The sequence below is a fragment of the Aquabacterium sp. genome, from assembly GCF_044226965.1.
Classification (GTDB): domain Bacteria; phylum Pseudomonadota; class Gammaproteobacteria; order Burkholderiales; family Burkholderiaceae_C; genus Pseudaquabacterium.
Map to the genome: position 1 here is coordinate 1 of NZ_JBGAGA010000095.1, position 21,042 is coordinate 21,042.

General features: G+C 72.5%; 25 protein-coding genes. 9 read left to right on the forward strand and 16 right to left on the reverse strand.

The window, feature by feature from the left end; all coding sequences use genetic code 11:
• Positions 1 to 209 precede the first annotated feature (209 nt).
• The 3 genes from ACILR4_RS26540 to ACILR4_RS26550 all read left to right on the forward strand — a co-directional run bounded on the left by ACILR4_RS26540 (position 210) and on the right by ACILR4_RS26550 (position 2,799).
• Positions 210 to 1,142: a DMT family transporter gene (locus ACILR4_RS26540; protein WP_395703909.1), complete on the forward strand. Its 933-nt coding sequence runs from the start codon at positions 210 to 212 to the stop codon at positions 1,140 to 1,142.
• 120 nt (positions 1,143 to 1,262) lie between these two features.
• A complete protein-coding gene (locus tag ACILR4_RS26545) occupies positions 1,263 to 2,018 on the forward strand; it encodes a TSUP family transporter (RefSeq protein ID WP_395703910.1) in 756 nt (251 codons plus the stop codon).
• 16 nt (positions 2,019 to 2,034) lie between these two features.
• Entirely contained in the window at positions 2,035 to 2,799 is a 765-nt protein-coding gene (locus tag ACILR4_RS26550) for a sulfite exporter TauE/SafE family protein (RefSeq protein WP_395703911.1), read from the forward strand.
• A 15-nt stretch (positions 2,800 to 2,814) separates the two neighbouring features.
• Here ACILR4_RS26550 and ACILR4_RS26555 read toward each other — a convergent pair whose 3' ends face one another.
• Entirely contained in the window at positions 2,815 to 3,240 is a 426-nt protein-coding gene (locus tag ACILR4_RS26555; RefSeq protein ID WP_395703912.1) for a response regulator, read from the reverse strand.
• Between the two features lie 229 nt (positions 3,241 to 3,469).
• On the opposite strand from ACILR4_RS26555, the gene ACILR4_RS26560 reads away from it, so the two are divergent.
• Positions 3,470 to 8,791, forward strand: coding sequence for a PAS-domain containing protein (locus ACILR4_RS26560; RefSeq protein ID WP_395703913.1), 5,322 nt, complete (start codon positions 3,470 to 3,472; stop codon positions 8,789 to 8,791).
• A complete protein-coding gene (locus ACILR4_RS26565) occupies positions 8,788 to 9,708 on the forward strand; it encodes a diguanylate cyclase domain-containing protein (RefSeq protein ID WP_395703914.1) in 921 nt (306 codons plus the stop codon). The genes ACILR4_RS26560 and ACILR4_RS26565 overlap by 4 nt, the downstream gene beginning before the upstream one ends.
• A 3-nt stretch (positions 9,709 to 9,711) precedes the next feature.
• Here ACILR4_RS26565 and ACILR4_RS26570 read toward each other — a convergent pair whose 3' ends face one another.
• Positions 9,712 to 10,116 (reverse strand): hypothetical protein, encoded by a 405-nt coding sequence (locus tag ACILR4_RS26570; protein WP_395703915.1) that lies wholly within the window; start codon positions 10,114 to 10,116, stop codon positions 9,712 to 9,714.
• 95 nt (positions 10,117 to 10,211) lie between these two features.
• On the opposite strand from ACILR4_RS26570, the gene ACILR4_RS26575 reads away from it, so the two are divergent.
• Positions 10,212 to 10,988 carry a crotonase/enoyl-CoA hydratase family protein gene (locus ACILR4_RS26575; protein WP_395703916.1) on the forward strand — a complete coding sequence of 259 codons (777 nt, stop codon included), beginning with the start codon at positions 10,212 to 10,214 and terminating at the stop codon, positions 10,986 to 10,988.
• Between the two features lie 9 nt (positions 10,989 to 10,997).
• Here ACILR4_RS26575 and ACILR4_RS26580 read toward each other — a convergent pair whose 3' ends face one another.
• A complete protein-coding gene (locus tag ACILR4_RS26580) occupies positions 10,998 to 11,729 on the reverse strand; it encodes a BPSS1780 family membrane protein (protein WP_395703917.1) in 732 nt (243 codons plus the stop codon).
• A 113-nt stretch (positions 11,730 to 11,842) separates the two neighbouring features.
• Here ACILR4_RS26580 and ACILR4_RS26585 point away from each other — a divergent pair, with 113 nt between their 5' ends.
• Positions 11,843 to 12,250 (forward strand): winged helix-turn-helix domain-containing protein, encoded by a 408-nt coding sequence (locus ACILR4_RS26585; RefSeq protein ID WP_395703918.1) that lies wholly within the window; start codon positions 11,843 to 11,845, stop codon positions 12,248 to 12,250.
• Between the two features lie 55 nt (positions 12,251 to 12,305).
• On the opposite strand, the gene ACILR4_RS26590 is transcribed toward ACILR4_RS26585, so the two are convergent.
• On the reverse strand, positions 12,306 to 13,028 hold the full coding sequence (locus ACILR4_RS26590; protein WP_395703919.1) for a glutathione S-transferase N-terminal domain-containing protein: 723 nt from the start codon (positions 13,026 to 13,028) through the stop codon (positions 12,306 to 12,308).
• A gap of 127 nt (positions 13,029 to 13,155) precedes the next feature.
• Between ACILR4_RS26590 and ACILR4_RS26595 the strand changes: the two genes are divergently transcribed.
• Together ACILR4_RS26595 and ACILR4_RS26600 are read left to right on the forward strand one after the other, a co-directional pair.
• On the forward strand, positions 13,156 to 13,413 hold the full coding sequence (locus ACILR4_RS26595; RefSeq protein ID WP_395703920.1) for a hypothetical protein: 258 nt from the start codon (positions 13,156 to 13,158) through the stop codon (positions 13,411 to 13,413).
• A gap of 41 nt (positions 13,414 to 13,454) precedes the next feature.
• Positions 13,455 to 13,955, forward strand: coding sequence for a helix-turn-helix domain-containing protein (locus tag ACILR4_RS26600; RefSeq protein WP_395703921.1), 501 nt, complete (start codon positions 13,455 to 13,457; stop codon positions 13,953 to 13,955).
• Here the strand turns inward: ACILR4_RS26600 and ACILR4_RS26605 are convergent.
• The 12 genes from ACILR4_RS26605 to ACILR4_RS26660 form a co-directional block, all read right to left on the reverse strand.
• On the reverse strand, positions 13,883 to 14,305 hold the full coding sequence (locus tag ACILR4_RS26605; RefSeq protein ID WP_395703922.1) for a VOC family protein: 423 nt from the start codon (positions 14,303 to 14,305) through the stop codon (positions 13,883 to 13,885). The genes ACILR4_RS26600 and ACILR4_RS26605 overlap by 73 nt on opposite strands.
• Complete coding sequence (locus ACILR4_RS26610) at positions 14,302 to 14,802, reverse strand: GNAT family N-acetyltransferase (protein WP_395703923.1); 501 nt, start codon at positions 14,800 to 14,802, stop codon at positions 14,302 to 14,304. The genes ACILR4_RS26605 and ACILR4_RS26610 overlap by 4 nt, the downstream gene beginning before the upstream one ends.
• Positions 14,803 to 14,811: 9 nt before the next feature.
• Entirely contained in the window at positions 14,812 to 15,276 is a 465-nt protein-coding gene (locus ACILR4_RS26615) for a GNAT family N-acetyltransferase (protein WP_395703924.1), read from the reverse strand.
• 5 nt (positions 15,277 to 15,281) lie between these two features.
• Entirely contained in the window at positions 15,282 to 15,854 is a 573-nt protein-coding gene (locus tag ACILR4_RS26620; protein ID WP_395703925.1) for a GNAT family N-acetyltransferase, read from the reverse strand.
• 21 nt (positions 15,855 to 15,875) lie between these two features.
• Positions 15,876 to 16,277, reverse strand: coding sequence for a hypothetical protein (locus ACILR4_RS26625; RefSeq protein WP_395703926.1), 402 nt, complete (start codon positions 16,275 to 16,277; stop codon positions 15,876 to 15,878).
• Positions 16,274 to 16,552, reverse strand: coding sequence for a hypothetical protein (locus tag ACILR4_RS26630; RefSeq protein ID WP_395703927.1), 279 nt, complete (start codon positions 16,550 to 16,552; stop codon positions 16,274 to 16,276). The genes ACILR4_RS26625 and ACILR4_RS26630 overlap by 4 nt, the downstream gene beginning before the upstream one ends.
• 24 nt (positions 16,553 to 16,576) lie before the next feature.
• Positions 16,577 to 16,810, reverse strand: coding sequence for a DUF1653 domain-containing protein (locus tag ACILR4_RS26635; protein WP_395703928.1), 234 nt, complete (start codon positions 16,808 to 16,810; stop codon positions 16,577 to 16,579).
• 265 nt (positions 16,811 to 17,075) lie between these two features.
• A complete protein-coding gene (locus ACILR4_RS26640) occupies positions 17,076 to 17,687 on the reverse strand; it encodes a LysE family translocator (RefSeq protein WP_395703929.1) in 612 nt (203 codons plus the stop codon).
• A 54-nt stretch (positions 17,688 to 17,741) separates the two neighbouring features.
• Complete coding sequence (locus tag ACILR4_RS26645; protein ID WP_395703930.1) at positions 17,742 to 18,227, reverse strand: RidA family protein; 486 nt, start codon at positions 18,225 to 18,227, stop codon at positions 17,742 to 17,744.
• A 30-nt stretch (positions 18,228 to 18,257) separates the two neighbouring features.
• Positions 18,258 to 19,151: a DUF3667 domain-containing protein gene (locus tag ACILR4_RS26650; RefSeq protein ID WP_395703931.1), complete on the reverse strand. Its 894-nt coding sequence runs from the start codon at positions 19,149 to 19,151 to the stop codon at positions 18,258 to 18,260.
• Complete coding sequence (locus tag ACILR4_RS26655) at positions 19,148 to 20,164, reverse strand: GNAT family N-acetyltransferase (RefSeq protein ID WP_395703932.1); 1,017 nt, start codon at positions 20,162 to 20,164, stop codon at positions 19,148 to 19,150. The genes ACILR4_RS26650 and ACILR4_RS26655 overlap by 4 nt, the downstream gene beginning before the upstream one ends.
• Before the next feature lie 10 nt (positions 20,165 to 20,174).
• A partial coding sequence (locus tag ACILR4_RS26660; protein ID WP_395703933.1) for a hypothetical protein occupies positions 20,175 to 21,042 on the reverse strand: 868 nt, incomplete at its 5' end.

A 21,042-nucleotide genomic window follows, 5' to 3' on the forward strand; every position in this document is an offset into this window, starting at 1 on the left:
GGCTATTCCGAGCAGTCCGCCCTGACGCGCGCGATGCGCCGGCGCTGGGGCCAGACGCCGGCCGCGCTGCGCCGCGCGGCGCGCGGGGCCGGGCCGTAGCGCGCGCCGGCAGGGGCGGTCAAAACCGGCGTCGGCCCGGTCAAGACGGCGCGCCCGCGTCGCGGCTACGCTCGCGGCCCATGTCCCCTGCTGCCAGCCATTCTGTCGTCATGCCCCCGAGCACCGCTGCGCGTCCCGCCACCCACCCGTCGGCCGGCGTGCTGATGGCGCTGCTGGCCGCGATGCTGTGGGGCACCACCGGCACCGCGCAGAGCCTGGCGCCGGCCGGGCTTTCGGCCTACTGGGTCGGGGCGCTGCGGCTGGTGGTGGCCGGCCTGTTCTTCCTGCTGCTGCTGCGCGTGCAGGGCGTGACCTGGCGCGCCAGCGCCGCGCGCCTGTCGTGGCCGGCCGTGCTGCTGGGCGGGCTGTGCATGGCGGGCTACAACCTGGCCTTCTTTGCCGGGGTGAAGAGCAGCGGCATCGCGGTGGGCACGGCGGTGGCCATCGGCAGCGGGCCGATCTGGGCCGGCCTGCTGGACACCTGGGTCAGCCGCCGCGCGCCGGCGCTGCCGTGGTGGTGCGGCACCGTGCTGGCGGTGGCCGGCGGTGCCTTGCTGGTCGGCGTGGCCGAGGGTGGCTTGCAGGTGCGGCCGCAAGGCATCGTGCTGTGCCTGGCGGCCGGCTTCAGCTACGCGGCCTACGTGCTGGTGAACAAGCGCCTGGTCAACCAGGTGGCGCCGGCGGTGGCCACTTGCGCGGTGTTCGGCACCGCGGCGCTGATTGCGGCGCCGCTGGCGCTGCTGATCGCCGGGCCGCTGCACCTGGGCAGCACCGGCGCCGGCGGCACGGCCGTGCTGGTGTACCTGGGCGTGGTGACCACCGGCGTGGCCTACCTGCTGTTCAGCCACGCGCAGCGCCACATCGCCGCCAGCACCGCGGTGACGCTGGCGCTGGGCGAGCCGATCACCGCGTTCGTGCTGGCGGTCGTGGTGGTCGGCGAGCATCCGCGGCCCAGCGCCTTCGCCGGCCTGCTGATGGTGCTGGCCGGGCTGGCGGTGGTGATCTGGACCGAGCTGCGCGCGGCGCGCCGCGTCGGATGCTAACGCAGTAAAGACGCGTCATTCGACGGCTGCCGGGACCGGCGGCACCGTCGCGCCGAAGCCCCGTGGCCCGTGCGGAAGCCCGCCAGGCGGCAGAATCCACGGCTTTGCCGCCGCCCCGCCATGCCTTTTGATGCCCTGCTGTTGTTGATCACCGGCGCCGCTGTCGCCGGCTTCGTGCAGGGGCTGTCGGGCTTCGCGTTCAGCATGGTCGCGATGTCGATCTGGGTCTGGGGCGTGGACCCGCGCATCGCGCCGGTGATGGCGGTGTTCGGTGGCCTCACCGGCCAGATCGTCGCGGCGGTGGCCAGCCGGCGCAAGCCGCAGCTGGCGGTGCTGGCGCCGTTCCTCGTCGGCGGGCTGCTGGGCATTCCGCTGGGCGTGCTGCTGGTGAAGGTGGTCGACCCGAAGCTGTTCAAGGCGCTGATCGGCGGCATCCTGGTGGTGTTCTGCCCGCTGATGCTGCTGGCCGCGCGCCTGCCGCGCTTCACGTTCGGAGGTCGCGCGGCGGACGGCGTGGTAGGCGTGATCGGCGGCGCGATGGGCGGCATCGGCGGCTTCACCGGCGTGGCGCCGGCGCTGTGGTGCACGCTGCGCGGCCTGGACAAGACCGTGCAGCGCGAGATCGTGCAGAACTTCAACCTCGCCGCGCTGGCACTGACCTTCGCGGTGCAGGTCGGCAGCGGCACCGTCACGCGCGACATGCTGCCGCTGTTCCTGGTCATCGCGCCGACGATGGCGCTGCCCTCGCTGCTGGGCGCGCGCGTGCACATGGGCCTGAGCGAGCTGACGGCCCGGCGCATCGTGCTGCTGCTGCTCACCGCCTCGGGCGTCGCGATGCTGGCGGCCTCGCTGCCGGCGCTGCTGGGCCGGCATTGAAGCGGCGCGCTGCCCCATGCCCGACCTGTCGTTCCTGATCATCGCCAGCCTGGCCTCGCTGCTGGTGGGCCTGAGCAAGGGGGGCCTGCCGGCGGTGGGCATCCTCGCGGTGCCGCTGCTGGCGCTGAAGATCTCGCCGGTGAAGGCCGCCGCGCTGCTGCTGCCGATCTACATCGCCAGCGACATGGTCGGCATCTGGCTGTACCGCCGCCACTTCAGCAAGCGCAACCTGCAGATCCTGATCCCGGCGGCGTTCATCGGCATCTTCATCGGCTGGCTCTACGCCGCCCGCCTGAGCGACCGCGCGGTGGGCCTGCTGGTCGGGCTGATGGGGCTGGGCTTCTGCCTCAACACCTGGCTCGGCCCGCGGCTGCGGCGCGCGCCCGGCGCCGGCGAGCCGCGGCCGGCCTCGGTGCCGGCCGGCGTGTTCTGGGGCAGCCTGTCGGGCTTCACCAGCTTCGTCTCGCATGCCGGCTCGCCGCCGTTCCAGATCTACGTGCTGCCGCAGCGGCTGAGCAAGCCGGTGTTCGCCGGCACCTCGACGCTGCTGTTCGCGGCCATCAACCTGGCCAAGCTGCCGCCCTACATGCAACTGCGGCCGTATTCGCTGGACGACCTGCGCGCGGCCGCGGTGCTGCTGCCGGCGGCGCTGATCGGCACGGTGGTCGGCGCCTGGGCCACCCAGCGCATCGCCGACCAGTGGTTCTTCCGCTTCGTGCAGCTCACGCTGCTGGGCGTGTCATGCAAGCTGGTGTGGGACGGCCTGCGGCCGCTCTTCTAGCGTGCCAGCGACTGCCTACTTCCGGGCCGGCGCACCCGCCGCCGGCGCGGCCAGCAGCCCGCGCTTGGCCAGCGCGCCCTCGATCACCTTGATGATCGTCAGCGCGTTGAAGGGCTTGACGATGTAGCCGTGCGCGCCGGCGTTGATGCAGGCCACCACGGTGTCGCGGTCGTTCTGCGCGGTCACCATCAGGATCACCGCATGCGGCACCGCTTCCCTCAGCTCGGCCAGCATGTCCAGACCGGTCTTGCCGGGCATCTGCACGTCCAGGCACACCAGGTCGGGGCTGAAGTGGGTGGCGATCTTCAGGCCCGAGGGCGCGTCGGCCGCCTCGCGGAACTGGTGGTAGCCCTCGTTCTTCAGCAGCCCGCGCAGCAACGAGCGGGTGAGCTGATGGTCGTCGATCAGCAGCACCTTGGTGGTCTCGGGCGTCAGAGGCATGGCACCGGCAGCAGGTAACGGAAGCGGGCTTCGGGAGCGACGAGGCAGCGGCCAGTGTGGCAGAAGCGCCGGCGCGGCACGGTCGAGCAGCGCCGGGATTGCCGGGTAATTCCTGCGACCCCGAAACGGCCGATTGAGCACAATCTGCAGAAATTGTAATCGGGCCCGGCCGCTGCAGGCGGCGGGGTCCGGCGCCGCCCGGAGGCTGCGCGCGCGTGCTGCAGTACCGATGAAGACCACCGGCCTCGACCCGACCCGTCTGCGCGCCTCCCGGCCCCCAGCCTGGACCCGGCTGCCGCGACTGCTGCGCTGGCGCGGGCGTGCGTTGTGGTTGGCCGCGCTGGCCGCCGCGGCGGGCCTGCTGCTCACCGTGCTGGCGCTGGGCTACGTGAAGGCCACGATCGACCAGGACAGCCAGCAGCGCTTCGACCGCCACGCCGACCGTCTGCAGGCCGAGATCGAGCGCCGCTTCCGCCAGCCGCTGGCCGGACTGAAGGGCGCGCGGGCGCTGTATGCCGCGGCCCACCCGATCAGCCGCGAACAGTTCCGCGCCTATGTCGAGTCGCGCAACCTGCAGCAGGACTTTCCCGGCGTGCGCGGCTTCGGTTTCATCGAGCCCGTGCTGCGCGCCGACCTGCCGCGTTTCGAGGCCGCCGCGCGCGCCGAAGGCCTGAGCGACTTCCAGGTGCGCAGCAGCAGCGGCGCGAACCAGCTCTACGTCATCAAGTACATCGAGCCGCTGCAACCCAACTTCGCGGCGCTCGGCTTCGACCTGGGCAGCGAGCCGGTGCGGCTGGAGGCGGTGCAGCGCGCCGTCGACACCGGCGAGCCGGCGCTGACCGGCTACACCGTGCTCGGGCAGGGTGCCCGGCGCGCGCCCGGCTTCCTGCTGCTGCTGCCGATCTACCGCCCCGGCGCCGACCCGCGCGACCCGGCGCAACGCCGCGCGGCGCTGGTCGGCCTGGGCTACACGCCGCTGTTCGCCGAGGACGTGCTGGCCGGCGTCGACAAGGCGGCCGACGGCGCGCTGGATTTCGAGCTGTTCCACGGCGCCGGCACCGACCCCGCGCTGCGCATGCACGGCACGCGCGCCGGCGGCCGGCCGGCCGGGCTGATCCAGGCCAACCGGTCTTTCACGGTCGGCGGCAGGACGCTCACCTTGCGTGTCAGCACCACGCCGAGCTTTGAAGCCGGCATCGAGCGGCACGGCCTGGCCTATGTGGCCGCCGTCGGCGCGCTGCTGAGCGCGCTGCTGGCGCTGTCGGTCGGCGCGCTGGCTTCCAGCCACCAGCGCGCGCAGGCGCTGGCCCAGCGCATGACGGCCGAGCTCGCGCGCGAGCGCCAGCGCCTGGACGCCATCCTGCGCGGCACCGATGCGGGCACCTGGGAATGGAACGTGCAGACGCGCGAGCAGATCTTCAACGAGCGCTGGGCCGGCATGCTGGGCTGGACGCTGGCCGAGCTGGCGCCCATCACCCACGAGACCTGGTCCGGCCTGATGCACCCGGAGGACCTGCCGCGGGCGCAGGCCGAGCTGCTGCGCCACCTGGCCGGCGAGGTGGAGCCGTACGAGGCCGAGGTGCGCATGCGCCACCGCGACGGCCACTGGGTGTGGGTGCAGACGCGCGGCCGCATCTCCACCCGCACGCCGGACGGCCGGCCCGAATGGGTGGCCGGCACGCACCAGGACGTGACCGAGCGGCGCCTGGCCGAGGCCCAGGCGCGCGAGGCCGCCCACCAGATGCAGCTGGTGGCCGACCACCTGCCCGGCCGCGTGGCCTACTGGGACACGCAGCGCCGGCTGCGCTTTGCCAACCGCACCTTCTTCACGCGCTTCGGCGGTGACCTGGCTTCTTCCCTGGGGCGCACCACGGCCGAGGTGGCGGGCCTGCAGCGTGCGCAGGAGATCGAGTGGGCCGTCTCGCGCGCGCTGCGCGGCGAGACGCTGAGCTTCGAGACCGAATTCACGCGGCCCGACGGCACGCCCGGCGTCGAGCTCACGCACATGATCCCGGACGAGCGCGACGGCGCCGTGCATGGCTACTTCGCGCTGGTGCTGGACATCAGCGCGCTGAAGCATTCCGAGGCCGAGCTGCGCCGCAGCAACACGCTGCTGCAGGCCATCCTCGACAACCTGCCCTGCGGCCTGTGCGTGTTCGACGCCGAGCTGCGCGTGGTGCTGCACAACGAACGCTTCCGCCGCCAGCTCGACCTGCCGGACTGGCTGTTCGAAGGCCGGCAGCCCACCGCCGAGCAGCTGATCCGCTTCAATGCCGCGCGCGGCGAATACGGCCCCGGGGAGGTCGAGCCCCTGGTGCAGGCCCGCCTGGCGCTGATGCGCGGTGGCGCGGCGCACCAGTACGAGCGCGTGCGCGCCAACGGCGTCGCACTGGAAGCGCGCGGCTGGCCGATGCCCGGCGGCGGCCTGGTCAGCACCTACATCGACGTCACCGAACGGCGCCGCGCCGAGGCCGCCGTGGCCGAGAGCGAGCGCCTGATGCGCCTGGTCACCGGCAACACGCCGGTGCGGCTGGCCTACTTCGACGGCGAGGCGCGGCTGCGTTTCGCCAACCAGGCGGCCTGGGCCTTCTTCGGCGGCGGCGAGGCCAACCTGGGCCAGACCTACGAGCAGATGGTGGGCGCCGAGCGCTGGCAGGCGCAGCGCGTGCACGTGGCCGGCGTGCTGCGCGGCGAGCCGCAGACCTACGAGATCGAGAGCGACAGCATCAGCGGCCAGCGCTCCTACGCCATCGTCAACCTGACACCCGACATCCGCGAGGGCCGGGTGCAGGGCTTCGTCGCGATGGCCACCGACGTCAGCCAGGTCAAGCGCGCCGAGCGCGAGATGCGCCGCGCCGAGGCGCTGCTGCGCGGCGCGATCGACGCGGTGAACGAGGCCTTCGTGCTCTACGACCCCGAGGACCGGCTGGTCTTCTGCAACGACAAATACCGCGAGATGTACGCGACCTCGGCCGACCTGATCGTGCCGGGCAACACCTTCGAGCACATCATCCGCACCGGCGCCGAGCGCGGCCAGTACCAGGAGGCGATCGGTCGCGTCGACGAATGGGTGGCCGAACGCCTGGCGCAGCACCGCGCGGCGAACACCTCGCTGGTGCAGCAGCTCGGCGACGGGCGCTGGATGCGCATCGTCGAGCGCCGCATGGCCGACGGCCACACCGTGGGCTTCCGCATCGACATCACCGACCTGATGCGCGCCACCGAAGCGGCCGAGGCCGCCTCGCTGGCCAAGAGCCAGTTCCTGGCCAACATGAGCCACGAGATCCGCACGCCGATGAACGCCATCCTCGGCATGCTGGAGCTGCTGCAGCGCACCACGTTGACGCCGCGCCAGTTCGACTACGCGGACAAGACCAAGCGCGCCGCGCATGCGCTGCTGGGCCTGCTCAACGACATCCTCGACTTCTCCAAGATCGAGGCCGGCAAGATGGCGCTGGACCCGCGGCCCTTCGAGCTCGACGCGCTGCTGCGCGACCTGTCGGTGATCCTGTCCAACAACCTCGGCAGCAAGCCGGTGGAGGTGCTGTTCGACATCGATCCCGCGGTGCCGCCGGCGCTGGTGGGCGACGACATGCGGCTGCAGCAGGTGCTGGTGAACCTGGCCGGCAACGCCATCAAGTTCACGCAGGCCGGCGAGGTGGTGCTGCAGGTGCGGCTGCTGTCGCGCGAGGCGGACCGCTGCCGCATCGGCTTCGTGGTGCGCGACACCGGCATCGGCATCTCGGCCGAGCAGCAGCAGCGCATCTTCCAGAGCTTCTCGCAGGCCGAAGCCTCGACCACTCGGCGCTTCGGCGGCACCGGGCTCGGCCTGTCGATCTGCCAGCGCCTGGTGGCGCTGATGGGCGGCAGCATCGGCGTGACCAGCACCCCGGGCGAGGGCAGCCGCTTCGGCTTCGAGCTCGAGCTGCCGCTGGTCCCGGAGGCTGGTGCTGACACGCGAAAAGAGCGGCCAACCGGTGGCGCGAGGCCTCTGCATGCGCTGCTGGTCGACGACAACCCGACCGCCCGCGAGGTGCTGGCGACGATGGCCGGCGCCTTGGGCTGGCAGGTGGAACTGGCCGACAGCGGCGAGGCCGCGCTGGCCCTGGTGGCGCAGCGCCAGCGCGAGGGCCGGCCCTTCGAGGCCGTGTTCGTCGACTGGCTGATGCCGGGGCTCGACGGCTGGCAGACCACGCAGCGCCTGCGCGGGCTGTCCGGCACGCCGCCGCTGCTGATGATGGTCACCGCGCACGGCCGCGAGAAGCTGGCGCAGCGCCCGGCCGACGAACAGGCGCTGCTGGACGGCTACCTGGTCAAGCCGGTCACCGCCGCGATGCTGCAGGAAGCGGTGCTCGCCGCGCAGCGGCCGGTGGGGGCCGAGGCCCGGCGCCAGCGGCCGCAGCCGCCGGCCACGCCGCGCCTGGCCGGCCTGCGCCTGCTGGTGGTGGAAGACAACGCCAACAACCAGCAGGTGGCGCGCGAGCTGCTGGAGGCCGAAGGCGCGCGGGTCAGCGTGGCCGCCGACGGCGAGCAGGGTGTCGCCGCGGTGGCGCAGGCCCAGCCGCCCTTCGACCTGGTGCTGATGGACCTGCAGATGCCGGTGATGGACGGCTACACCGCCGCCACGCAGATCCGCCAGCGCCTGGGCCTGGCCACGCTGCCGATCGTCGCGATGACGGCCAATGCCCTGCCCAGCGACCGCGATGCCAGCCTGGCCGCCGGCATGAACGACCACGTGGGCAAGCCCTTCGACCTGGACGAACTGGTCGCCACGATCGGCCGCCTGGTGCAGCGGCCGGCCGTGCCGCCGCAGCCCGCGGACGCCGCGGCCGCGCCGCGTGCGGCGCGCGCACCGTTGCCGCCGCCGCTGGTGGCCGAGGCGCAGGCGCTGGGCATCGAGCTGGAGGCCGCGGTGCGCCGCCTGGGCGGCCGGGCCGACGTGTGGCTGCGCACCGCGCGTGCGTTCGCGGCCGAGCTGCCGCGGCAGGCCGGGGACATTGCGCGGCAGCTCGCGGCTGCTGGTGCCGCCGCTGCTGCCGCTGAGGCCGGTGCTGCCGCTGAGGCCGATGCGGCCGAGGCCAGCCGCCTGCTGCACACCCTGAGGGGCATGAGCGCGACGCTGGGCGCGGCACGCCTGGCCGAGGCCGCCGCGCTGGCCGAGCGGCGCCTGGCCGACGGGCACGCCGATGCCGGCGTGGCCGAGGCGATCCAGGTGCTCGCCGGCCAGACCGCCAGCGCGATGACACGTCTGGCCGATGGCCTGGCCGAGGCCGCGACGGCCGCCGCCGGGAACGCCGCGGCCGGCCGTTCGGCCGACCCGGCGACCGATGCGCAGGCGCTGCTGCAGCGCCTGCCGACGCTGGTGGCCCTGCTGCGCGAGCACGACATGGCGGCCACCGACTGCTTTGCCGAGCTGATGCAGGCGCACGAGGCCACCTGGGCTGCGGCGCTGCGGCCCCTGTCCGACGCGATGACCGCGCTGGACTTCGATGGCGCACTGGCCGCCTGCGAACGCCTGGCCGGCCAGCTGGCCCAGGTGCAGGCGGCATGACGATCGAAGCCACCTTCGGCCCCGGCGCGCGCCGCCCGCGCGTGCTGGTGGTCGACGACCAGCCGGCCAACGTGCAGGCGCTGTACCAGGCGCTGCAGGCCGACCACCAGGTGCTGGTGGCCACGCAGGGCGAGCAGGCGCTGCAGCTGTGCCGCGACAAGTCGCCCGACCTGGTGCTGCTGGACATCGTGATGCCCGGCATCGATGGCTTCGAGGTCTGCCGGCGGCTCAAGGCCGAGCCCGGCACGCACGACATCCCGGTGATCTTCGTCACCGGCCACAGCGACGAGGCGTCCGAGACCCGCGGGCTCGATGTCGGCGCGGTGGACTTCATCACCAAGCCGATCAACGTGGCCGTGGTGCGGGCACGGGTGCGCACGCACCTGACGCTCAAGCGCCAGTCCGACCTGCTGCGCGAAATGGCCTTCGTCGACGGCCTGACCGGCCTGCACAACCGCCGCAGCTTCGACGAACGCCTGGCCACCGAGTGGCAGAGGGCGCTGCGCCAGCAGCAGCCGCTGGCGCTGATCCTGGCCGACATCGACCAGTTCAAGGCCTACAACGACCACCACGGCCACCAGGCCGGCGACGAGACCCTGCGCCGCGTGGCGCAGCAGATCGGCGCGCTGCTGGCGCGGCCGGGCGACATGGCCGCGCGCTATGGCGGAGAGGAATTCGCCTGCCTGCTGCCCGAGACCGATGCCGCCGGCGCGCTGGACGTGGCGCGCCGCATCGAGCAGGCCGTGCGCGCCCTGGCCATCCCGCATGGCCATTCGGCCGCGGCCGAGGTGGTGACGCTGAGCCTGGGCACCGCGGCGCTGGTGCCGCGCGGCGGCGACGAGCCGGCCGCGCTGCTGGCCGCTGCCGACCGCCAGCTCTACGAAGCCAAGCGCCTGGGCCGCGGCCGCGCGCTTTAGGCGCTAGCGGCCGGTGCTCGCCAGCAGCCGCAGCGAACCGTTGAAGCTCGGCCGCCGGCGCCAGTCGCCGAAGCGGCGGTCCCACTCGCCGGAGGCCAGCGCGGCCTGCAGCTGCTGCACGGTGCGCGCCTGCACCCCGTCGGGCACGAAGCTCCAGGCCGACTGCGAGCGCCGCACCGCGGGGTCGAGCAAGGCCTCGGGGCGTGCGTAGAAGGCCTCGCCGAAGCCGTCGACGCAATCGATCGGGATCGGCACCTCGGTGACGGTCACCGTGCCGCCCAGGCCGGCGGCCAGGCGCTCGATCGGCGGGTAGCGGCGGCGCTCGACCGCGATCACCTGGCGGGCATAGCCCTGGCCGAACTGCTGGTAGTCGACATCGCCGGCGGGCGCGGGGCGGGCTTCGGTCATCGACAGTGGCGGCGGTGGATCGAGGGATCGCGATCATCGCCGAACACGCGGGCGGCGCCTATGCTCGTGGCATCGTCTTGTGCGTGAGGCTCCGAATGCCGCCGTCTTCGAACACCGTGCTCATCGACACCCCGTCGCCCGAGGTCTGGTGCATCACGCTGAACCGGCCCGAACGCCGCAATGCGGTGGACAGCGCCACCGCGGCCGCGCTGCTCGCGGCCTTCGAGGCCTTCGACCGCGACGAGCGTGCCGCGGTGGCGGTGTTCGCCGGCAGCGGCGGGCACTTCTGCGCCGGCGCCGACCTGAAGGCCCTCGCCGCAGGCGACCGGCCCGGGCTGAGCGAGGAGGGCCCGGGCCCGATGGGGCCGACACGGCGGCTGATGAGCAAGCCGGTGATCGCCGCGATCGAAGGCTTCGCGGTGGCCGGCGGGCTGGAGCTGGCGATCTGGTGCGACCTGCGGGTGGCCGCGGCCAGTGCCCAGTTGGGCGTGTTCTGCCGCCGCTTCGGCGTGCCGCTGGTCGACCTGGGCACGGTGCGGCTGCCGCGGCTGATCGGCCACGGGCGGGCGATGGACATGATCCTGACCGGCCGCGCGGTGGACGCCGAAGAGGCCCTGCGCTGGGGCCTGGTCGACCGCGTGGTGCCCGACGGCCAGGCGCAGGCGGCAGCCATCGCGCTGGCGCAGGACCTGGCACGGCTGCCGCAGCGCTGCCTGCGCAACGACCGGCTGTCGGCCATCCGCCAATGGGACCTGGACAGCGACGCGGCGATGCGCTTCGAGCTGCGCCAGGGCCAGGACACGCTGGCCTCGGGCGAGACGGCCGGCGGCGCCGCGCGCTTCACGGCCGGCGCGGGCCGGCATGGCGCCTAACGCGCAAGACTAGCGTGCAAAGACGTCTTTGTAGGACGTGTAGGCGGTGAGCAGCAGCACCGGGATCAGCACGATCCAGCCCAGGCCGAAGGGGATCGACGCGACGATCGACAGCACGATGTAGATCACGCCGAACAGCACGAAGGCGACGATGTTCTTCAGGCTGGCGGCGAAGCTGGCCTTCATCGCGTCGACCGGCGCGACGTCATCGAACACCACCAGCGCCGGCGCGAACCACAGCGCCATGCCGAAGATGAAGCCCACGCCCAGGCACAGCACGATCGCGACCAGGCCCGACAGCAGCCCGGCGATGATGCCGCCACCGCTGCCGCGCGAGCCGCCGGCGAGGATGCCGAAGAACGCGCCGAGGCCGAGCACCCAGACGATGATCATGATGATGATGCTGGCCACCAGCGTCAGCGCACCGATCACCGCCAGCGGCGAAAGCTTGTCCTTGAAGCCGAGGAACAGGTCGCCGACCTCCAGCGCACCGCCGGCTTCCTGCTTGGCCGCGGCCATCATCCAGCCGCCCATGAACACCGGGAACAGCACCGCCAGCGCCAGCCCGCCGATGATGGGGATGACGCTGAGCACGATGCTGATCACCAGCAGGACCAGGCTCAGCACGATCCACATGCCGGCATTGCGGGTGAACAGGGTCCAGCCCTCGCTCCACCACGACAGGCCGCGGCCCGCATCCACGCTGCGCGCCTCGGCGGCGCCACCCAGGGCTGACTCCATGAACATCCCTCCGTCGGTGAAGTGGGCGCAGTGTAGTCGCGACGGGTGACACGGTTGTCACCGCTCGTCCGTGCGCGCGGCGCCGGCCGGCGCTGGACTATGCTTGCCCGACGATGGTGACGAAGAAGACGCCCGCGCGCACCCCCGCACCGGCTGCGGCCAGCCGCCGCAGCCAGCCGCAGCTGCGCTTTCGCATGCGCATCACCGTGGGTGACGTGATCGCGGTGGGGCCGGGCAAGATCGCGCTGCTGGAGGCGATTGCCGAGACCGGCTCGATCACCAACGCGGCGAAGCGCCTGGACATGTCGTACCGCCGCGCCTGGCTGCTGCTGGACGAGCTGAACCGCTCGCTGCGCGCGCCGGCGGTGGACTCGGCCAAGGGCGGCCCGCATGGCGGCGGCAGTGCGCTGACCGACGCCGGGCTGCAGCTGATTGCGCTGTACCGCCGCATCGAGCAGCAGGCCGCGCAGGCCTGCCAGGCCGACATCCAGCGCTTGATGGGCCTGCTGGCGCCGCGCTGAATCGGCGCTCCGGCGGGCGCCAGCGCTGGCGGCGTTCAGCCTCTGGCAGCGTCGATCAACCGCCCGGCCGCGGCGGGATGTTCAGGCCGCGCTGCACCGCCGGCCGGTCCTTGAACGCCGCCAGCGTGCGCTGCACCTGCGGGAATTCGCTGAAGCCCACCAGGTCCGCCGCACCATAGAAGCCGACCAGGTTGTTGACCCAGGGCCAGGTGGCGATGTCGGCGATGCTGTAGTCGTCGCCCATCAGCCATGACCGGGAGCTGCCAGGGCCGCTCATGCGCTGTTCCAGCACCGCCAGCAGGCGCCTGGCTTCGGCGACGTAGCGGTCGCGCGGGCGCTTGTCTTCGTAGTCCTTGCCGGCGAACTTGTGGAAGAAGCCGACCTGGCCGAACATCGGGCCGATGCCGCCCATCTGGAACATCAGCCACTGGATCGCCTCGTAGCGCGCGGCGGGCTCGGCGGGCAGCAGCTGGCCGGTCTTGTCGGCCAGGTAGATCAGGATCGCGCCCGATTCCCACAGTGGCAGCGGCGCGCCGCCCGGCCCGTTGGGGTCGAGGATCGCCGGGATCTTGTTGTTCGGGTTCAGCGACAGGAACTCGGGCGAGAGCTGCTCGTTGTGCTCGAAGGCCACGCGGTGCACCTCGTAGGGCAGGCCGGTTTCCTCCAGCATGATCGAGACCTTCACGCCATTGGGCGTGGGCAGCGAGTACAGCTGCAGCCGGTCGGGGTGGCGCGCGGGCCACTTGCGGGTGATCGGGAAGTGGGAGAGGTCGGTCACGGTGTCGTCGAGATGGCGTCGGGCAGAAGCGATGCATTCTGCGGGCAAGGCCTTGACCCTCCAGTGGCTTGAGGTCTTAGCGTGCCGGGGCGGGTGATGGACCCGTTGACCCGGAAGGACACGCGTGATGAAGATGAAGACGGGCCTCGGCCTGCTGCTGGGGTTGGCGGGCGCCTGCGCGGCCTGCTGTGCCTTGCCGCTGCTGGCCGCGGCAGTGGGCGGGGTCGGCCTGCTGGGCGGCTTGCTGGCCATGGGGCCTGGCGTCGGCGAGTGGCTGATCGCCGGCCTGCTGGTCCTGGCCTTGGCGGCCGCCTGGGGCTGGCGCGCCTGGCAGCGGCGGCGCGCCGCACCGTCCTGCGCGGTGGGCGGCTGCGCTTGCCGCTAGCATCGCACCCGCCGGCGGCCTGGGGCTGCCAGGAGGTGCGGATGAAGCAGGGCGATCGGACACCGGTGAAGGTGCCCATCGGCGTGGCGGCGCGGCGCGTCGGCCTGTCGGTGCCGACCGTGCGCTACTACGAACAGATCGGCCTGCTGCCCGCGGCGCCCCGCAGCGAAGGCGGCCAGCGCCACTACGGCCCGGCCGCGCTGCAGCGGCTGCGCTTCATCCGCCGCTGCCGCGACTTCGGCTTCTCGATCGAACAGGTGCGCGAACTGGTGGGCCTGCTGGACCGCCCCGATCGGCCCTGCGTCGAGGCGCGCGACATCGCCGCCCGGCACCTGGCCACGGTGCGCCGCCAGCTGGCCGAGCTGCGTGCGCTGGAACACAGCATGGCCGGCATCGTGGGCGGCTGCGAGGCCGCCTGCGCCGGCGGGCCGGCGCAGGACTGCAGCATCCTCGAAGACCTGGGCCGCGCTCAGCCGGCCGCGGCGGCAGCGTCGGGCGGGCCCTTGAGCTCGACCACGTTGCCCTCGGGGTCGCTCAGGTAGATCGACGGGCCATCGCCCTCGGCGCCGTAGCGCTGCGCCACCGGGCCGGCTTCGACGCCGTGGGCGGCCAGGTGGGCGCGGATCGCGGCTTCGTCGAAGGGCTCGACGCGGACGCAGAAATGGTCGAGGTTGCGGCCCTCGTGGCCCGGCGCGGCGCCACCGGCGCGGCCGAGCTGGCCGTCCACCGGCACCAGGTCGATCATCGAGCGGCCGGCGCGCAGCTGCAGCAGGCCGATCGACGCGACATCGCGCTCGACGCTGCAGCCCAGCACCTCGCAGTAGAAGCGGCGCATCGCCGCCAGGTCGGTGACGCGCAGCACCAGGTGATCGAGTTCGCGGATCGAGATCATCGTGATGACTTCCCAAGTGAGCGGCCGGCTGCCGGCCCGGGCTTGTCCACCGGGTAGGCTTCCAGCAGCGTGGCGCCCTGGCGCCTGGCCCAGGCCACCGCCGCCTGCAGCAGCGCGGCGGCCACGCCCTGGCGGCGGTGCTCGGCCGGCACCACGAAGCAGATGATCGACCACACCGGCTGCGCGTCCACCGGCTTCATCACCGGCGACTTCTGCAGCTTGGCGAAGTGCTCGCGCGGGCCCAGCGCAATCCAGCCCACCGGCTTGGCGGCGCGGTAGCCGATGAGCCCCGGCGGCGGGCCGGCCTCGACGAGGGCCTTCATGCGTTCGCGCCGCGCCTGCGGCAGCGACTGGCCCGGTGGCCGCGGCGGCTGCGCGCCGCTTTCGCGGTAGTACATGCACCAGCAGCTGCGCGCCACCGCGCAGCCGCGGGCATTGAACACCGCTTCCAGGTCGGGCCAGCGCTCGGGGGTCAGCGGCTGCACGCGCAGGGTCATCGTCGCATCTCAGGCAGGCGCCAGCGTCTTCTCCATGAACACGCTGAGCGGGTCGTTCCAGTAGTCGGCAAAGGGGCCGCGGCGGGTGTAGCCGCTCTTCTCGTAGAAGCGCAGCGCCTCGGGCTGGTAGGGGCCGGTTTCCAGCAGCACCTGCGGCAGCCCACGGGCCCGCACCTGGGCCTCCAGGAACTGCAGGACCTGCGCGGCGATGTTGCGGCCGCGCTGCGCGGGCTTCACGTACATGCGCTTCAACTCGCCGTGGTCGGCCGCCAGCACGATGGCGCCGCAACCCACCGCGGCGCCGGCCTCGTCGCGCGCCACCGCGAACAGCACCTGCGGGCGCATCAGCGCCTGCACGTCGATGCCGTGGTTGCTCTCGGGCGGGTACAGCGCGCCCTGGTAGGCGTCGAGCTCGGCGATGAGCTGGCGCACGTCGGGCTGGTCGGGGGATTCGATGGCGACGGCAATGGGCATGCGGCTCAGTGTAGTGAAGCGTCCCAGTCGCTGCGCAGCAGGCCGAACTGCAGCATGTCGTGGTACTGCCCGCCCCAGAAGCCCAGCTGCCGCAGGCGGCCTTCGGGCACGAAGCCCAGCCGCTGCACCGAGCGGATCGAGGCCGCGTTGTCCGGATGCACCTGTGCCTCGATGCGGTTCAGCGCCATCTGCGCGAAGCCCCAGGCGACCGCCGTGCGCAAGGCCTCGTGCATCAGGCCCTGGCCCTGCGCCGCGCGCGCCAGTTCGTAGCCCAGCGTGCACTTGCGCCAGTTCCGGTTCCAGGCAAACAGCCCCAGGCTGCCGATCAGGCCGGGCTGGTCATGGCGCTCCAGGCCCCAGCGCACGCCGGGGTTGGCCGCGGCACGCCAGCCGGCGAAGGTACGCACCAGGGCCTGCGCCGCGGCCAGGTCGGGCAGCGGGTCGACGCCGAACCAGCGCATCAGGTCGGCATCGCCATGCAGGGCCAGCAGCGCCGGTGCGTCGGCCTCGGTGATCTCGCGCAGCCGCAGGCGTGCGGTGCTCAGCGTGGGGAAGGGGGGCGGTGGGGTCGGGGTCATCGTGGGTGGTCGGCTCACCGTTCAGGCGGCATCCGGTCGTGCGGCCAGCGCGTGCAGCATCGTGGCCAGCAGCACCGCCCAGCCGCCCAGCAGCAGCGCCTGCAGCGCCCAGGACGCGGCGCGGCGGCCGCCGCCGGGCGAGGGACCGGCCTGGCGCAGCCAGCGGCCGGCCAGCCATTGGGCCAGCGGCAGCACCGGCGGCCAGGCCAGGTTCATCAGGAAGGCCAGCGTCAGCAGCTGGTCGCCGTGCAGCGGCCGCAGGCGGTGGCCGAAGGGCCAGTCCCCCGCCACGAAGAGTGCGTAGCCGGGCAGGCCCATCGTGAACATGCCGCCCCCCATCAACAGCAGCGCGAGCAGGAAGCTGGCCAGCAGCGCGCGGCGCCCGGGCGGCCAGGGTGAGCTGGCGGCGGGCGGAGGGTTCACTGCTTGTCGGAAGGCTGCAGCACCCACACGATGCCGAAGGCGCCGACCGAGACCACCCGGTCCTTCACCGTGGTGTACGAGGCCACGCCCAATGGGTGATAGGTGGACGCGAAGGCGGTGAGCGCGCCGATGCCGAGCACGCCGGCCAGCGGGCTGCGCTCGGCAACGGCCTGGCGGATCTTCTCGCGGTGCTGCTCGGGCGAGGGGTTCAGCACGAAGGCGCCGGCGACCACGACGGCGGTGATGACGATGCTGACGAGTGTGGACTTGGCCATGGTGTGTTGCCGGGCGCCGGCGGTTCAGCTGCCGATGAACTCGAAGCGCGGCCGCCAGCGGCCGTCGACCTGCACCTGCTCGAAGAACATGGCGTGCGGCCGCACCCAGGTGCCGCGCTCGCCGTACAGCGCGCGGTACAGCACCAGCGGCTCCAGCGTCTCGCTGTGGCGCACGACGCCGAGCACTTCGTAGTCCAGGTTCTTGTAGTGGCGATAGCGCCCCAAGGGCGTGGCCGGCAGCGCGGGCAGGTCGGACATGGTGGCGGGCCTACTTCGTTTCCTGCGCGCCCTTCTGCAGGATGGCCATCATCTTGGGCAGCAGCACCTTCATCTGCTCCTGGCCCAGCGCGATGGACTTCTGCATCAGCAGCGGCATCTTGTTCACGGTGATCACCTGCGGCAGCGACTTGTCATCGGGCTGGCGGCGTCGAATGGGGCAACAGTATGAAGCCACGGCGGCCGAGGCGGCGTCAGCCCCCCCAGAACGCCCGGTCCGTCCGGGCCGTCCGGGCCGCGCCAGGCGTCAGCTGCGCAGCGGCAGCGCCACGCCGATCGCGATGAACACGCCGCCGCAGGCCTGGTTGAAGCGCTTGCCGACGCGCTTGAGCCACGGGCTGATGCGCGAGGCCATGCTGGCGATGACCAGTTCGGTGGCGATCTCGATCAGCGCGAAGGTGCCGGCCATGATCGCGAACTGCAGCAGCAGGCTGCCGGCGGGGTCGATGAACTGCGGCAGGAAGGCGGCGAAGAACAGGATGCCCTTGGGGTTGGTCAGCGCCGACAGCGCGCCCTGGCGGAACAGCTGCCCGCCGCGCGCGGGCACGGCTTCGTGCGGCAGGTCAAGGCCGATCGGCGGCGCGCGCCAGACCTGGACGCCCAGCCACACCAGGTAGCCGCCGCCGACCCACTTCAGCACCGTCAGCCAGGTGAGCGACGCCTGCAGCAGCGCGCCGATGCCGAACATCGACAGCCCGATCAGCACGATGAAGCCGACCGCGCCGCCGGCGATCGTGAACAGCGTCTTGCGCCGGCCATGCAGCGCGCCGTGCGTCAGCGCCAGCAGGCCGTTCGGCCCCGGCGAGAGTGACAGGCCGAGCGCGGCCACGAAGTAGATCAACCAGGTGTGCAGGGCCATGGGGCATCGCGGGCGGGAAGGAACACTGCACTTTAGCGCCCGCCCGGCTGCCGATCAGCCCAGCAGGACTTCGCCTTCGATCTCCACCGGAATGTCGAACGGCAGCTCGGCCAGGCCCACCGCGCTGCGGGCATGGGCGCCGGCGTCGGGGCCGAACACCTCGAGGATCAGGTCGGTGAAGCCGTTGATGACGGCCGGCTGGCGGTTGAAGCCGGGCGCCGAATTGACCATGCCGAAGATGCGCACCCAGGCGACGATGCGGTCCAGGCTGCCCAGCTCGCGCTGCAGGCTGCCCAGGATGGCCAGGCCGGTGAGGCGCGCGGCCGTGTAGGCTTGCTCGGGCGTGACCTGCGCCCCCACCTTGCCCAGCGGCTGCGCGAGGCGGCCGTCGGCCTCGGTCGGGCCGTGGCCGGAGATCAGCGCGCGCGGGCCGACGACGCGCACCCAGGGGAACGGCAGCGTGGCGCCGGGCGGCAGCTGCAGCGGGGCGGGCAGGCTCAGGCCCAGGGCCTGCAGGCGGGTGGCGATGCGGTCGGACATGGCAGGCTCCGGGTGTTCAAAGTGGGCGGCTCACCCGAGGATGACCCAGGTCAGCACGACGATCAGCGCCAGCGTCAGCGCGGTGAAGTAGCTGGCCGACAGCACGCACTCGCGCAGCAGCGTGGTCCACCAGCGGCCGCGGTACACGCGGCGTTCGGCGAGGAAGGCGTAGACCGGGATCGCCAGCACCGCGATGTCCGAGGCCGGCTTGGCCGGCACCACCGTGAGCGCCAGCGCGATGAACCAGAACGCATGCAGGTGCAGCGCGTAGACCAGGTGCTCGGTGTAGCGCATGCGGCGGTTCAGGTACAGCAGCTTCATGCCCAGCGCGAACAGCGGCACCATGAAGAACATCGCGCTGCCGAAGCGCTGCACCAGCTGCTCGGGCAGCGCACGCATCTCGGCGGCCAGCGCCTGCGGCGAGACGTCCAGCTTGCGCTGCAGGCGCTGGCACACCCAGTGCGGCAGGCCTTCGCAGAAGAAGCGGCCATGGTCCAGTCCGGCCCGGTGAGAGCCGGCATCGATGACGACCACGTCGGCCATGCCGCTGGCCAGCTGCTCGGCGGTGATGGGCGGGCCGTTGGCTTCGGAGCGGATCTCGAACTGCGCGCCCAGCCGGATGGCCAGCAGCGCCAGCACGCTGATCGTCAGGTACAGCCGCAGCGGCAGCACGTAGCGGCGGCGCCGGCCGTCGAGGTATTCGCGCGTCAGCTGCCCGGGCTTGAGCAGCAGCAGCTTCAGCGATCGCCACAGCGCCCCTTCCACCGCGATGTAGCTGCCGCCGAACTGCTGGATGAATTCGCCCACCGTCGGCGGCCGGATGTTGGTTTCCTGGCCGCAGGCCGGGCAGTAGTGCGGCCGCGGCACGCCGAAGGGCTGCTCGCAGTTCAGGCAGTGCGCGGGCGGCGCGGGCGTTGCCGTCATGGCGCCGTGTCCGGAATGCGGAACAGGTCGCGCTCGAGCCCGTCCGGGAAGCTGCGGCGGCCGATCGGTTCGCCGCCCAGGCGCAGCACCAGTGCGCGGGCCGCGGTGTTGGCATCGTTCATGGTGGTCTCCACCGCGGGCCAGCCGAACACGCGGCAGGCATGGGCCACCGCGGCGCGCGAGGCTTCCAGCGCGTAGCCCTGGCCGCGGGCTTCGGGCAGCAACCACCAGGTCAGTTCGCGCGGCCAGCCCCGGCCCTGCCAGAAGCCGCAGGTGCCCAGGAGCGCGCCGGTCTCGCGCTGTTCGATCACCCAGACGCCGAAGCCCTGCAGGTGCCAGCTGCCGAGGTCGGCCGCCAAGCGGGCCCAGGCGGCGCCCGGCGTCAGGGGCCCGCCATAGGTCGCCGAGGCGGCGGCGTCGGTGTAGAAGCGCTGGTACAGCGCGTCGCAGGCGGCGCTGGGCGGCAGCAGGCGCAGGCGCGGGGTGTCGAGCACGGGGATCATGCCGGGGCGGACCATCACGGATTCGTCAGTGTCGCAGGACTCGGCGGGCTGGCCGGGCGCCGGCGTGGCGCAGAAGCCCAGCCGCTGCAGCAGCCCGCGCGAGCGGAAGTTGGCGGTCTTGAACACCGCGACCAGGCGGGTGACCTGATAGCGTGCAATCAGCTCGTCCATCATCGCATTCACCGCGCGCCGCGCGATGCCCTGGCGCCAATGGCGGCTGGCCAGCTCGTAGGCCACCCAGGCGCGGCCGTCGGCCCCCACGGTGGCCTGCACATAGCCGGCCAGTTCGCCCGAGGGCAGGCGGATCACCCAGTTCAGCCACTGCTCGCGGCCATCGGGCGAGCGCCGGCTCTCCAGCCGGCGGTAGCGCTGCGCCAGCGCCTCGGCCGAGGCCGGCGGGCCGTTCTCGAATTCATAGATCGCGGGGTCGCAGAGCAGCTCGAACATCGCCGCCGCGTGGGCTTCGACCAGCGGTTCGAGGATCAGGCCATCGGCTTGCAACGTGCGCATGGCGTGGCAATCAGACCGGTTCGGGTTCGCCGCTGCCGGCGTAGCGCTGCACCAGTGCGTCGAACTCGGCGACATGGCGGGCGATGCGGGCGGCGTCGGCGGTGGAGGACAGGAAGGGCTTGCCCTTGCCGCATAGCAGCACGTCGAGCGATCTGCCGCGCAAAGTGAGCGGCTGCCTGAGCGGGCGCCAGGCCTGCAGCACGCTGGTGCTTACCGTGGCCGGCAACTGCGCACGCAGCCAGGCCAGCTGCTCGGTGCGGAACAGGTTCGACGGGAAGTCGAGTTCGGCCAGGCCGGTCAGCGCGGCCAGCGGCGCCAGCCGACCGTCGCCGATGGCCTTGGCATTGAAGGCCAGCACCTTCAGGCCGCGCAGCCCTGCCAGCGGTTCCAGCGATGCGCAGCTGAACTTGTTCCACACCGCGTTGCCGAACACCAGCGTGTCCAGCGATGCCGCGCGGGCCAGGTCATCCAGCCGTTCGAGCTTGCCGAAGTCGTCGAACTGCAGGCCACGCAGCGCCGGCGTCTTGCGGAAGTCCCACAGCCGCGTGGCCTTCTGGTTCCAGTAGAAGGCCAGTTGCGTGAGCCGCGGCATCTGCTCCAGCGGGCTCAGGTCGGGCAGGCGCGGGCACTTCCAGAAGTGGATCGCGGTGAGCTGCTGGCCGAAGCGGCTGCACAGGAACTCCAGCGTCTTCGGCTCCAGGCCGCTGACGGTGAGCGTCGTGACCTCGGGTCGGTCGGCCAGCCGCGCGAGTTCGTCGATCGAGGCCTTGCCGCCGTTGAGCTCGCGCTGCACCAGCGCGGCGCGCCACGGCGGCAGTTCCTCGGGCCGCAGGTGGCGGCGCAGTTCGCGCAGGTCGGCGACTTGATGGGGCATGGGC

What these genes read in the sequence shown, in the direction of transcription:
- ACILR4_RS26540 (WP_395703909.1), top strand. Translation starts at nt 210, where the DNA reads ATGCCCCCGAGCACCGCTGCGCGTCCCGCCACCCACCCGTCGGCCGGC.
- ACILR4_RS26545 (WP_395703910.1), top strand. Translation starts at nt 1,263, where the DNA reads ATGCCTTTTGATGCCCTGCTGTTGTTGATCACCGGCGCCGCTGTCGCC.
- ACILR4_RS26550 (WP_395703911.1), top strand. Translation starts at nt 2,035, where the DNA reads ATGCCCGACCTGTCGTTCCTGATCATCGCCAGCCTGGCCTCGCTGCTG.
- ACILR4_RS26555 (WP_395703912.1), bottom strand. Translation starts at nt 3,240, where the DNA reads ATGCCTCTGACGCCCGAGACCACCAAGGTGCTGCTGATCGACGACCAT.
- ACILR4_RS26560 (WP_395703913.1), top strand. Translation starts at nt 3,470, where the DNA reads ATGAAGACCACCGGCCTCGACCCGACCCGTCTGCGCGCCTCCCGGCCC.
- ACILR4_RS26565 (WP_395703914.1), top strand. Translation starts at nt 8,788, where the DNA reads ATGACGATCGAAGCCACCTTCGGCCCCGGCGCGCGCCGCCCGCGCGTG.
- ACILR4_RS26570 (WP_395703915.1), bottom strand. Translation starts at nt 10,116, where the DNA reads ATGACCGAAGCCCGCCCCGCGCCCGCCGGCGATGTCGACTACCAGCAG.
- ACILR4_RS26575 (WP_395703916.1), top strand. Translation starts at nt 10,212, where the DNA reads ATGCCGCCGTCTTCGAACACCGTGCTCATCGACACCCCGTCGCCCGAG.
- ACILR4_RS26580 (WP_395703917.1), bottom strand. Translation starts at nt 11,729, where the DNA reads ATGGAGTCAGCCCTGGGTGGCGCCGCCGAGGCGCGCAGCGTGGATGCG.
- ACILR4_RS26585 (WP_395703918.1), top strand. Translation starts at nt 11,843, where the DNA reads ATGGTGACGAAGAAGACGCCCGCGCGCACCCCCGCACCGGCTGCGGCC.
- ACILR4_RS26595 (WP_395703920.1), top strand. Translation starts at nt 13,156, where the DNA reads ATGAAGATGAAGACGGGCCTCGGCCTGCTGCTGGGGTTGGCGGGCGCC.
- ACILR4_RS26600 (WP_395703921.1), top strand. Translation starts at nt 13,455, where the DNA reads ATGAAGCAGGGCGATCGGACACCGGTGAAGGTGCCCATCGGCGTGGCG.
- ACILR4_RS26605 (WP_395703922.1), bottom strand. Translation starts at nt 14,305, where the DNA reads ATGATCTCGATCCGCGAACTCGATCACCTGGTGCTGCGCGTCACCGAC.
- ACILR4_RS26610 (WP_395703923.1), bottom strand. Translation starts at nt 14,802, where the DNA reads ATGACCCTGCGCGTGCAGCCGCTGACCCCCGAGCGCTGGCCCGACCTG.
- ACILR4_RS26615 (WP_395703924.1), bottom strand. Translation starts at nt 15,276, where the DNA reads ATGCCCATTGCCGTCGCCATCGAATCCCCCGACCAGCCCGACGTGCGC.
- ACILR4_RS26620 (WP_395703925.1), bottom strand. Translation starts at nt 15,854, where the DNA reads ATGACCCCGACCCCACCGCCCCCCTTCCCCACGCTGAGCACCGCACGC.
- ACILR4_RS26630 (WP_395703927.1), bottom strand. Translation starts at nt 16,552, where the DNA reads ATGGCCAAGTCCACACTCGTCAGCATCGTCATCACCGCCGTCGTGGTC.
- ACILR4_RS26635 (WP_395703928.1), bottom strand. Translation starts at nt 16,810, where the DNA reads ATGTCCGACCTGCCCGCGCTGCCGGCCACGCCCTTGGGGCGCTATCGC.
- ACILR4_RS26640 (WP_395703929.1), bottom strand. Translation starts at nt 17,687, where the DNA reads ATGGCCCTGCACACCTGGTTGATCTACTTCGTGGCCGCGCTCGGCCTG.
- ACILR4_RS26645 (WP_395703930.1), bottom strand. Translation starts at nt 18,227, where the DNA reads ATGTCCGACCGCATCGCCACCCGCCTGCAGGCCCTGGGCCTGAGCCTG.
- ACILR4_RS26650 (WP_395703931.1), bottom strand. Translation starts at nt 19,151, where the DNA reads ATGACGGCAACGCCCGCGCCGCCCGCGCACTGCCTGAACTGCGAGCAG.
- ACILR4_RS26655 (WP_395703932.1), bottom strand. Translation starts at nt 20,164, where the DNA reads ATGCGCACGTTGCAAGCCGATGGCCTGATCCTCGAACCGCTGGTCGAA.